Here is an 11,860-nt window from a genome sequence, read left to right on the forward strand (position 1 = left end):
AACCTCCCGGGAATGAACATGAAATCGCTTGCCGATAAACTGCAAGCACTGATAATTCCATTATGCGTAGGGATACCGACCTGAACTAGTTTCACTTTTGTTTCACCTATCGCACTGGGATGGTACAATGATGACAATCCAACGCAAGGAAGGTGTGCCGCATACCTACTCGGAAAAAAAGTCACTCTGCGCACGATTGCCGCTGAGCTGGGTGTCAGCGTACAGACAGTAATGAAGGCATTGAAAGGGAAGCCGGGGATGTCCGATGCAACCCGAGCGCTTGTCCTACAAACCGCTCAGCGATTGGGATACCTTACCCGCGAGCAGCTGCTCGGTATGAAGGTGGAGCATATCGCACCGTACCCACTGGTCGGGTACAACAGCTTGCTGCCGCAAGGGCTCCATGACCGCTTTGCCTTATACGGTCACAGAGTGGAGCCGGTGCTGCTCCCGCAACCGGGCGGTCCGGAGTTTTGCAAGGCATGGCTGGAGGAAAAGGAACTTACGTTCGCGGACGGGCTCTTCATTGCTCCGAGCATTACGCCCAAGGAGTGGGAACCGCTGCTCTACCGGCTGGCTCCGCGACATTGAGCGCAAGCTGAGCTTTTACCGGCCTACGGCCGTTATCTGCGGGATCGACAATGAAGTATCCCGCGGCTATCGCGCTGCAGACCGGATGCTGTGGCGGCTCGGCAATCCGTCCCTGCCTTACGAGCATATTCGCATCCAGGGGGTGCTTGAGGCCGGCTCCACGACGGCCCACCTCCCCCTGAGATCTACAGTTGAAATCTTTGATTTTCATCTCGCAGTCCCCCGTGCATGCCAGTCATTCCCGAAGTAGAAACCGTGAGTTGCCCCATGGGACAAGCGCCTGCTTAAAAAAAGCAACCCGCCGTTCCGACTGCAACAGCGGGTTCCATACGGTTCACATCACCGGATAATATTGCGTATACCTGGGATTGCAGTAATAAGGCGGTCTCGGACCAATTAGGGGCAAGAGCAAAGGCTTAGCATTGCCGTTATAACTAACCTTTACCTTTTCCGCAGAACGATTGACCAGCAATAGCTTTACTTCAGGATTGGCAGGTGACGTCGGCATTTCGGTTTCCTCCTATTGGCGTCTATTCTCCCTTCACTGTATTCAAATGCCCGGGAGATTGCTACGTGCCGACTTGCTGTATTTCTTTTCCGGGCAGGCACGGCAGGAGCCCATTTGACATATGGTATCCGGTAGCAAAATTCTTCGAGGAGGGATCGTCATGTCCGAAGAAAAGAGCAAAGAACCCGTCAAGCAAGCCTATCCCCTGTACCCCAACTACGGAAAAATAACCCGTTACGACGATGTTGCCATTACCGTTCCCGAGCAGCGGCAGCTTCGGCAGCCCGGCCTGGAGAGCCTCATGGTGCCCAGACCGATCATTGAGAATCCTGGGTATTAAGGATCCGGCAAATTAAAGGGTAAAATTGCCGTGATTACCGGCGGAGACAGCGGAATCGGTGCCGCTGTGGCCATCGCCTTCGCCAAGGAAGGCGCCGATGTCGCCATTGCTTACTTGGATGAGCATGAGGATGCCAACCGGACCAAGAGGAGAATCGAGGAGCTGGGGCAGCGCTGCTTGTTAGTACCTGGGGATGTTAGGGAAAAGCAGCATTGTACCGATATTATCGAGCAAACGATTCAAGCGTTCGGTCAGCTTCATATTCTTTGCAACCATGTAGGAATTCAATTCCAGCAGCTGAGCCTTCTGGATATTACCGATGAGCAATTCGATGATACCTTCAAGGTCAATGTTTACTCCCACTTCTATACGACGAGAGCCGCGCTGCCCTATTTAAAAGCCGGAAGCTCCATCATCAACACGGCTTCCGTGGTGGCCTATTACGGCAATGAGCAATTGATCGATTACTCCGCAACCAAAGCAGCTAATGTAGGCTTTACCCGTGCGCTCGCGAACAGCTTGGTGAAGAAGGGAATCCGAGTCAACGCGGTTGCTCCCGGTCGCATCTGGACCCCGCTGATTCCCTCCAGCTTCTCGGCTGACCAGGTGCCGCTCGCGGGCAATCCAATGGACCGTCAAGGACAGCCCTTCGAGCTGGCTCCCACGTACGTATATCTGGCATCCGACGATTCCCGCTTCGTCACCGGACAGACACTTCATGTGAACGGAGGGCAAGTCACCTCCTCCTAAAAAAAGAGGGGGGACGTTAGCCCCGCTCAACTAATATCTCCCGACCACTCAGCTGCTTCCGACAATGAAGCAAAGTTCAATATTTTAGCTTACCCGAGTGGTTCAGGTTAATCTCTGCTTTGATATGGCCGATGGAGCCCGAATGCAGCCTGATGCCTCCTTGGCTCTTTAAATTCTTCCATTCACGAATATTATCCCGGTATAAAGTATGCTCCAAACGAAGAATATCGCTTTTGACACGAAGCCCTTCCATGAAGGTATTTTTAATTTCGGATTCAACCTTTTCCGCTATCTTCCGCTCCAGCTCCGATTCGGGCAGCTTCTCGAATTCCTCACTGATATATCCGCTTAGCCTCAAGTTAATGTCAAAGGTGACCTGACCCATAGTAATCCTTGGGCTGATGTGCGGCTTAGGGCTCTCTAGAGATACGGCGACCTGCGGCTTTCCATCAGTATGAATCAAGAGAGGACTTCGATGGGTTTCCGGATTCATCCAGCGAAGTCCCATCACGCGCTTCCAATCAAGCCATCCGCAAAAAGCCTGATCCTGAAAAATATAGATGCCATCGATAACGAGCATATCCTTCGTTTTGTCATCGCTTTTCCAGTTCTGTGCAGTGGTGGTCAGCGAAGGCAGCAGCGTCGCGTTCCCCGGTTCACGGTACTCGGATATAAATTCCCGCACCGTTACCGGGGAGATGAGCGATTGCTGCCGATAGGTTTCCTGCGGTTGGTGCAGCAAGGACAAAATGGATGAAAGATTAAACATTGGGGATACGCTAAACAATTTGCCAATAGGCTGATTGGTGCCGAATATCCACGGTGTATAACGGATTTCGTAATAACGGCTAAGCAGCTCCTTGACAGGCTTCAGGCCTGTTTTCAATACACTATCACTAACGATGACCGCATTGACATGGCCGTAAAAGATCCGCATTTGAGAGCTCCGGTACAGATCATTGTAAGCGCCGACTAAAGTCTCCCCTTTGCCTACGCCTACCCAAACCGGGACAGGCTGCGTCGGCTTGCCCGACTCCACTTTAGCTACCGAGCTGAAGTCGATCATTTGCCCGTATACGCGATACTCATTATCGACATAATCAAATCCGATCCCGGTAAAATAGTTGATATCTTCGATATTTTTAATATCCCAGCAGCCTGTTAGCAGCAGCGACAGGAAGATGTAAACGGCGGCGACCCTCCGGAAACGCTTCATGACCAATCCCCCTTTTTCCGAGTGGAATCTACGGTCTGTAATATTTCTGGGCGGTTGTTTTTCTTGTACCAAGGCTTTCTGGCTATGGCCAGCCAGATGTCCCTCCAACGAATCGGAGAGAGGGGGGCAAGATAAGGGACCCCAAAGGATTCTAGGGAGGATAAATACATAACGACAGCGATGAGAGACAGCACAAAACCGTAAATCCCCAGCGTGGAGGAGCAGAGCATAACCAGCAATCTAATTATACTGACGGTGCCGACAAGCGATTGATTCACCAAGGCAAAGCTGGAAACAGCCGTTAATGCGGCCACCACGAGAAAGGTAGTAGAAGCAAGGCCTGCGCGAATGGCCGCGTCACCTATGACGATGCCTCCGACAACGGCGACAGTTTGCCCCACAGCTTTCGGCAGACGTTCCCCGGCTTCCCTGAACAATTCGAACAAGCCGATCATGATGAAGCCTTCCAATGGAGCAGGGATGGGCAGCCCTATTCTTGCCATGGAAACGGTGGCGACGAACGGAAAAGGAAGCTGATCGATGTTGTAGGATACCATGGAAATCCAAAAGCCCGGTAAAAACAAAGCGATGGCAAAACCGACGAAGCGAAAGAGAAGCCCAAACGAGCCCATATAATAGGGAATATAGAAATCCTCCGGCGTCTTCAACAGCAGCATTAGATTGGCAGGACCAATGACTGCGGTCGGAGCCCCGTCCACTATTACGGCGAATCTGCCGCGGACAAGACAATCCACTACAAAATCGGGGCGTGTGGTGTAGTGCAGCAATGGAAATAGAGAGCGCGAGCTGTCCGATAGCATTTCTTCCAACGGACTGCTGCTGTTCAGCAGGTCCATATCGATATTCTGTAATCTGTCTCGAACTTCATTAACGATGTCGCGATTCGTAATATCCTCCATGTACAATAAGGCTACCTTACTCTTACTCCTCTTCCCGATTGTGAATTGCTCGTAGCACATGGTGCTGGTGCGCAGACGCTTGCGAATTAAGGCTACATTGGTGATCAATTCTTCCACGAAAGCGTCCTTGGGTCCCTTAATGGAAATTTCCGTATTGGATTCTGCAGGCGTGCGTTGAGGCGGCTCGGCTATATCGAAGGAATATAGGATGTTCAATGTTTCGAAAAATAAGATGAGCTGACCGGAAAAAACACTTTCAATGAGTTGTTCCCTTTGAGCGATCCGGTTCAGCTTCCACTTGTTATCCAGTTCCCTGCTTGCATCCTCATTGATCAGCTTCGCCAAGCACGGAAGAATGTATTGATTGATCTTGTTATTGTCAGCTAATCCCTGACAGTAGAGAAGGAGCACAGGCTGTTCATGCTCTGCATCTCCCAGTTTCATTTGCTCCATGACGATATCCGCCGATTTATGAAAAATATGCCGAATGTCTTCGGTTGTCCATTGCTTCTGGGAAGTACTAGGTTCCATCGTGATTCACCCTCTGTTTATTGGATATGAGAACTAGTAAAAACAAAACCAGCAGCATTCCCGAAACGGCCCATAGGGTGACCGGCAAATACATATCCCTTAAGAATACGACATATTGCATATCACTAATTGGCAGTTCCGTCAGGAACACGGCAACCAAGCCAAGGAGCCATATGATGAGAACACGATGCTTACCTTTTTGACCGGTTGTTATTAATTGAACAATTAACAGCATGGAGAAGGAGATACGGATAGAAGCTCCGGACAGCCATTGATAGATCGATAGGAAATCGACGTGCCGGATATATTTGCCGATGCTGACAAGCCTCCATTCCTCATAGGCAGGGTACCGCAGCTCAGCCGCCTCATACGGGCCAAACTCGGCAATTGCTCCCATGACAGGGCCAAGCACCAAAAGAATCAAAAAGCAAGCCAGCAGATAAAGCGGCCAGAGACGCACCTTTGATTTTATTTGATGCTGAATCAGTAAAAGGAGCGCAAGCTCGACGAGACCTCCGCCAATAAAGATACTGCCACTGAGAATCGGCTGCCATCCGTTTTCCATCATCGGCCTCAACATAGCGTAATTTTTGCGAGGAAGGTTGGCACTCATGACAAAGTCACCGAAAATAATCACGGCGGGCAATAGGATTCCCGAGGTAATTGCGATGGTTCTTATGCCTGACTGAACCGCAAAGCAGCATAATAGCACCATTGCGGTGGAAAGGACCCAGAATGGGGTCTTGGGTAAATACGAGACGTGTGTCCACATCGTCGTATCTTTGAGTGTCATGACCATGATCAGAAGCAAATAAACGAGAAAAAAAGCCCGAAACACCCAAGCAACAAAACCTCCGTAATGGAGCTTCAGCCAGGCTAGAATCGGTTGTTGGTTCGTCCTTTTTATAATGTAATGAAGGATGGTGGTCCAAGCCAAGTAAGGCAGTATCGCAGCCAAAACACTGATCCAAGCGTCCCGTTTGGATACCTGAAGGAGCGGAGGGAGAACCATCACATGGTTCATAAGCCCGATTGCCAGTATAATGATCGAACAGGTAGATAAAATACCAATGGCATGGTTGGGTTTGTTGTACACGCAGGATCCCCTTATTTTCAGTTTCTTAAGGGTATTGTTTCCAATGAAGTTCAAAATAACCAAGTCAAATTATCCTTCTTTAAGATACGAAACCAAAGAACAACAAAAAAGCACAAGAGAGAGATTTCCCCTTCTCTTGTGCTTCTCTCTAGACCCTTTCGGGATCCAGATTGCCACGGACGGTAGCTATGTTCTTTCGATCGGGACCGCCGCATGGGACAAGCTGCAGCTCCGCAAATCCTGCTCCGACACCTCGGTATCCAGAAGTGAGAGATAAACGCCAGTTCCCGGCAGCGCCTTCGTTCTTTCGATCGCCAGTCCCTGCACATGCCGCAAATCGATGACGCTCAGGCTGTCCTGAGCAGCCTTCCCTCTGAAGCCTTGAATCTGAAGCTCCTCCAGATGCTCTCCGTACAAAGCGTTGGACCAGTGGGCATTCCTCTCTTCTCCCCACTTGACTTCAACGTCGCTAAGGGTAACGTCATCAGCATAACGCAAGATGATAGCCGGAATATGATGCGGGAAAACGCCTCGGGCCGATGGCTGGGTGTCGAATACACCGCCCGGGTAGCCGCTTTTCACGCGCATCGTCTGCTTCACGTTACGGAGGGATATGCCGCTTATCCGGCTCTCTTCAGAGCCCTCTATGTAGATGCAGCCTTCGGATTCGATCAGCAGCTGGTCAAACCTGATGTTGCGGATGGTTCCCGGTGCCGGAGCGTTAGGTGTATTCCTTCTCTCGGCGGTCATGAAGATCGGCTCCGACTTGCCCCACCAACGGAGCGTGCGCTTGATCTCCTCATCATTACTGAACAGCCTCGTCTCAATAAACAGATTGGAGAAGAGCATGTTCTCCATCGTCGCGCCGTCCCGTACCCAGATGCCGACGCCGCGGTTCGAATTTCGAATGACACAGTTGGTCACGGTAATATAGCGGATATCCGCATGCGTTTCCGTACCGATCTTTATGGCCGAATCGTGCGATTGCAGCGTACAGTTGGTCACCGTGATATTCTCGCAAGCTCCATAACGCTCCGCACCGTATTTCGTCGTCTTAATGACGATGCAATCGTCCCCCGTTTCAATATGGCAGTTCGAAATATGAACGTCCTTACAGCAATCCGGATCGATACCGTCATTGTTCGGTCCGCGGACCTGCCCGAGGATTTTGACCCCGTCCACCGTCACTTGATTACAGCCGGTCATATGCAAACCCCAGGAGGACGCCCGATACAGGGTGACATCCCGGAAGACGACATTCGTACAGCCCTCGAAGTCGATCAGCTTCGGGCGAAACTCGACTAACGGCTCCAAGACATAGTCGCTTACTCCGTCCTCCGGCTCCAGGAAGTGCTCGCCCCGGCCGTCGATGGTCCCAAGGCCCGTAACGGCGACATGCTTCGCATGCCTTGCGCAGACAAGCGCCCTGCTTCCTTGCCCTTCGCTTAGCTGCGCCGCTTCCTCCTCTGCCGGAGCGATAAAATCGGATTTCTCCGTGCTGCTTACAATTCTGGCTGCCGGCGTTAAATGCAGCTCAACATAGGAGCGCAGTTGTATGGTTCCCGATAAAAATTCACCATTAGGCACCATAACGGTACCCCCGCCCTGCTCTGCACAATAATCGATCGCCCTTTGGATGCTTGCCGTATCCTTGGTAACACCGTCACCTATGGCTCCGAAGTCTTTGATATTATATAACATGTACTTCCATACTCCTCCCCGGCGCTTGTGTCTTTGCTTCTATCGTTCTTCTACCATAATACACAGCGTTCTTAACCCGCAAGCTTCATTTTTTGAAAGGCGGATATAGTCGCTCGCCGGAGAGTAGTACTTTTTTGCCCGATTTCGACTTCATTGTCCAAAGCCCTGAGGCCTCTAATGAAATTTACTCCTCGTAGCTTTCCCAGTAACGTTTACGCTTCATCACTAGCTTTCGCTTGCGCAATTGCTCCGCAACCGTCAGCCCGATGAGATAGGCGGGGGCGGAAGTATTCCCATCCACGGTAAACGGAATGATGGAGTCATCGGCAACATGCAGGTTTCTAACGCCATGTACAGCTCCGCGTCGGTCGACTACTCCCGCCTTTCGAAGAGGTGCCATCCGCAGTGAGCCTTGCTGGTGATGATTGTGTTCAAAGGTTTCTTTAATGAAGGCTTCCAGCCTGGCGTCGTCCTGAATAATATCCATGGTGGGAGAAAGCAGGCGATAGGACGGATCAATGGCCTCCAGCTGTGCGGCGATTCTTCGTATATAAATTTTATATATATTTTTTACCGCGGTAAGATCATCCGGATTTTGAAGAAATCCTTCATCGGCAAGAACGATTTGTAAGGGGTCGTTGCTTTGAAGTCGAATCGAACCGCGGCTCTTGGGCTTCAGGAAAATAATCCCCAGCGTTAAAGTATCACCCGAACCCATTCCGAAAAGCTGTACGGCACGCTCCAAGGGATCGGCGCCGGGGGTAGGGTCGGGGAGGAAAGCCCCGCCGGTATAAAGCGCATTCGGATCTCCGGCAGGCAGTGCCGCGTCCCTTGGATTGGTTGTAAAGGTTGCAAAATTTAACGTATGATTTCTTAACCCTTTGCCCACGTTGGGATTTGAGAATACAACAGGAATTCCTGCTGCCTTAAGCTCCTCTTTGGGACCGATACCCGAGAGCATTAAAAGCTGAGCGCTATTAATACCTGCCGATACGATGACTTTTTTTCGGGCGTACGCCCTATGCTGCCGCCCCTCTTTTAAAAATGAAACCCCCACTGCCGTTTTATTTTTAAAAAGGACGCGAAGTGCCGTCGACTTGAAGGATACATGTAGTTTTCGTCCATGTACGCCGCGGCCGTTTGGGTTTATAATATCTGCTGACAGGAAGGCGGTCGAAGAGCTTTCTCTTCGTCCGTTCGGCTTTTGGAAAAGCTGCCATCGGGTGAAGGGACCAAGCGGGGTATTCGGATCGTTATAATCGATAATTTCCGCAAAGCCCGTCGCCCTTTCGATAGCGGACACAAGCTTCTTCGCCATGGCTGTCGGATGCTGCGGAGCCTGGCGAATATCGATTCGCCCGCGATAACCATGCGCCTCAACATTGTCGGTTTCGCCGTTGAAGCGTTCCATCCGCTTAAACCGCTGCAAGGCCCGCCGGGGCGACCACGCAGGTCCGAGCAGCCTCTGCCACTTGGACAGAACAGCTGCCGTAGGTCTCACGTATTGCTCCCCGTTAATGGAGGAACCGCCGCCCGCCAAACGCCCTGTTGTCCATTCAAAGGTTTGCTCGTCAAGCCCTTCCTGAGGAGTCCCTTCCCCTTGCCAAAAGTACTGCGCAAAAAATTGCTCTTCAAGCTCCGGTGCAAAAGTGGAGTCTCTAATCGGCCGGTCCTTGTCTTTGTTTTCCCCGGCTTCGAGAACAAGAACAGAAGTTTTTTTATCATCTGTAAGGGTCTTGGCTAATACCGCTCCGGCAGGTCCCGTTCCGATAACAATATAATCATAGGTAAGACCCCTGTCGTTTCGTACTCGAGCACGCAAAGCACTTCCTCCTTTAATGTTAAATGCCTACACCTGCAAAATATTGTTTCCCCCCCTTCCATGTGACACATTTCCCAACTTTATTTTTGTTAAAGCTTGGAAAACGACAAAGAGCTGCCACGCGGCAGCCCTTTGTTAGTATATGTCTCAATCAATGGATCTCTCGATGCTTGATCCGATCAATAAGGTAATCGGCCGTTCTTGCAGCAACAGCCATCACGGTATTGGTCGGATTGCCGCCGCCGGAGGTAACAAACAAACTGGCACTGCAAATAAACAAGTTCGGGATGTCGTGCGTCTGCCCAAAGCTGTTCGTGACAGAGGTTTCGGGATCATTACCCATACGGCATCCGCCCATCAGATGTGCCGTATCATTGGTGACATAGGCCGGGGTTCCCCCAGCCGCCCGGATAATATCTTCCATTTTTGAAACGGCATGGTCGATTAGCTTCAAGTCATTGGCTCCGTAAGTGAAAGAAACATGGGCCAGCGGCATGCCGTATTCGTCCTTTTCCTCCGCCAGCTCGACGCGGTTCGCAGAATCCGGAAGCACTTCACCGACGAGCGTAATTCTATTGTAAAAGTTGTAATCCAGCATCGTCTCGCGCAATGCGCGCCCCCATAGCTTCTCTGAAGCGGAAATACCCTTGGCCATTTCCACCGGACGGGAGCCGTGTGCGTGAAGCGTATAGCCCCGCGCAAACCCCCGGTCAAGATCCGTTTCATAGAACTCCTGTGTGGTTGCGAGAACCGGCGTGCCCTTGTATAGGCGGATTTCCTCCGGGAATTTGCCGTATACATCGTTACTGCTGTGAACGAGTATGGATTTGCCTACCCAGCCGCTTGAATTGGCCAATCCGTCGGGAAACAGAGCGTTGGCGGAGTTCAACAGAAGGCGCGGCGTCTCGATGACGAAATTGGCCAAGATGACGATACGGGCTTTTTGTTCATAGGTTTTCCCTTCATGGACAAACGTGACACCGGTTGCCCGGCCTTCCAGGTTGACAAGAACTTGAGTCACCATGCTATCGGAAATCACTTCCGCGCCGAGCTGAATCGCTTTCGGGATATGATGAACCAACGTGCTGAATTTGGCATTCGGCATGCACCCTTGATTACAAAATCCTCGGTTGATGCATGGAGGCCGCCCGTCGAACGGCGCAGAATTAATGGCTAGAGGTGCCACCACACTTCGAATGCCAAGCTTCTCACAGCCGATCCGAAAGATTTCCGCGTTCGCACTAATGGGCTCGCGTTCGGGATAAGGATACGGGCCGTGAAAAGAGCCCCACGGAAAATGCTTCGGTCCGGATACGGCGATTTCTTTTTCGATTTGTTGATAGTAGGGCTCGAGGTCTTGATAGGTAATCGGCCAATCCTCCCCCACGCCGTCCATCGTTTTCGTGCGAAAATCACTCTCATGAAAGCGAAGAAATACACCGGTAAAATGAGTCGTGCCGCCCCCAACGCCCCTGCCGGAATTATTATGGCCGAGCTTAAGCGGGTTGCCGCCGCTCACGATCCGTGTGTCCTGCCAGCCCAGGTGGGTCATCGACAGCTCATCGCTGGCGAAATCCGTTTGCGGATTCCAGAATGGGCCAGCCTCGATCACGACCACCTTAAGACCGGCTTTACTCAATTCATATGCCAGTACACCTCCGGCAGCACCGGCTCCGACAATACAGATGTCCGCATCATCTTGATATTTACGTTGTTTCAGGCTGCTGCTCCGGTGATTCAAGTAATGATCCGTATGATGTGTAACGGAATCGCGGCTAGTTCCCATCTCTTTTGGCCTCCCAAGGATCGGTTAAACCCAGCTCCGAACGGACATACCCCCGAGGATAGGCAGGACCCGCGTACCCGATTTCCGACCAAATGAAGGGATGCGAGTAATACGCCGCCACAGCCTCAGCGAACAGCTTATCCCTGAAATCTTCCAATGAGACCCCATGCGGGCCTAGGTTCGAAGATATATCTCCCTGCATGAAACGGCTGACGGCTTGGTTTTGGGCTTCATCATCTAGAGCTGTAAACGCCCCGCCATACCGTTCTCTGCAAGCTTGATCGAATTGAGCAAGCCCTTCGCGAAGCAGAATGGATTGCTGTGGCACTCCAGCCTTACGTTCAGACTCGCCTATTCCTGCATGTAAGCTTTTGTCGAAATGATGAACCACGTAGGCCATCACCGCATCGCGCCGGTCATCGAGCAGGATCGAGCAAAGCAGGGATAACGTTTCCGCTTCTTGCGGGTTGAAAAATCGATAGGAATAAAACGAATCAGTCTCCAACCGCTTCTTGACAATTTCCCTCGTGTGGGGATCCCAATGCTCCTCCTGGTCCAAAACATCAAACTCAGGATAATGAGCCTTATACTCGGACATC

8 protein-coding genes and 1 pseudogene are annotated in these 11,860 nt (G+C 51.3%); 2 read left to right on the forward strand and 7 right to left on the reverse strand.

The features are described 5' to 3' along the window. Window positions 1–195 precede the first annotated feature (195 nt). Together QMO62_RS29050 and QMO62_RS29055 are read left to right on the forward strand one after the other, a co-directional pair. The gene (locus QMO62_RS29050; protein WP_284646717.1) at window positions 196–591 is read left to right on the forward strand and encodes a helix-turn-helix domain-containing protein; all 396 of its coding nucleotides are present in this window, start codon (window positions 196–198) and stop codon (window positions 589–591) included. A gap of 668 nt (window positions 592–1,259) precedes the next feature. After that, window positions 1,260–2,189: pseudogene (locus QMO62_RS29055) on the forward strand (SDR family oxidoreductase). A gap of 76 nt (window positions 2,190–2,265) precedes the next feature. Here the strand turns inward: QMO62_RS29055 and QMO62_RS29060 are convergent. The 7 genes from QMO62_RS29060 to QMO62_RS29090 form a co-directional block, all read right to left on the reverse strand. After that, window positions 2,266–3,405 (reverse strand): Ger(x)C family spore germination protein, encoded by a 1,140-nt coding sequence (locus QMO62_RS29060; protein WP_284645982.1) that lies wholly within the window; start codon window positions 3,403–3,405, stop codon window positions 2,266–2,268. Continuing rightward, window positions 3,402–4,856, reverse strand: a complete 1,455-nt coding sequence (locus QMO62_RS29065) for a spore germination protein (RefSeq protein ID WP_284645983.1) — start codon at window positions 4,854–4,856, stop codon at window positions 3,402–3,404. The genes QMO62_RS29060 and QMO62_RS29065 overlap by 4 nt, the downstream gene beginning before the upstream one ends. Beyond that, a complete protein-coding gene (locus QMO62_RS29070; protein WP_284645984.1) occupies window positions 4,846–5,952 on the reverse strand; it encodes a GerAB/ArcD/ProY family transporter in 1,107 nt (368 codons plus the stop codon). The genes QMO62_RS29065 and QMO62_RS29070 overlap by 11 nt, the downstream gene beginning before the upstream one ends. A gap of 186 nt (window positions 5,953–6,138) precedes the next feature. Next, on the reverse strand, window positions 6,139–7,653 hold the full coding sequence (locus QMO62_RS29075; protein ID WP_284645985.1) for a glycoside hydrolase family 28 protein: 1,515 nt from the start codon (window positions 7,651–7,653) through the stop codon (window positions 6,139–6,141). A gap of 184 nt (window positions 7,654–7,837) precedes the next feature. Further along, entirely contained in the window at window positions 7,838–9,475 is a 1,638-nt protein-coding gene (locus tag QMO62_RS29080) for a GMC family oxidoreductase (protein ID WP_284645986.1), read from the reverse strand. Window positions 9,476–9,626: 151 nt separating this feature from the next. Continuing rightward, window positions 9,627–11,261 carry a GMC family oxidoreductase gene (locus tag QMO62_RS29085; RefSeq protein WP_284645987.1) on the reverse strand — a complete coding sequence of 545 codons (1,635 nt, stop codon included), beginning with the start codon at window positions 11,259–11,261 and terminating at the stop codon, window positions 9,627–9,629. Further along, a complete protein-coding gene (locus tag QMO62_RS29090) occupies window positions 11,251–11,859 on the reverse strand; it encodes a gluconate 2-dehydrogenase subunit 3 family protein (protein ID WP_284645988.1) in 609 nt (202 codons plus the stop codon). The genes QMO62_RS29085 and QMO62_RS29090 overlap by 11 nt, the downstream gene beginning before the upstream one ends. Window position 11,860: the final 1 nt, after the last annotated feature.

The organism is Paenibacillus silviterrae (assembly GCF_030167925.1).
In the GTDB taxonomy this organism is placed as follows: Bacteria; Bacillota; Bacilli; order Paenibacillales; family NBRC-103111; genus Paenibacillus_G; species Paenibacillus_G silviterrae.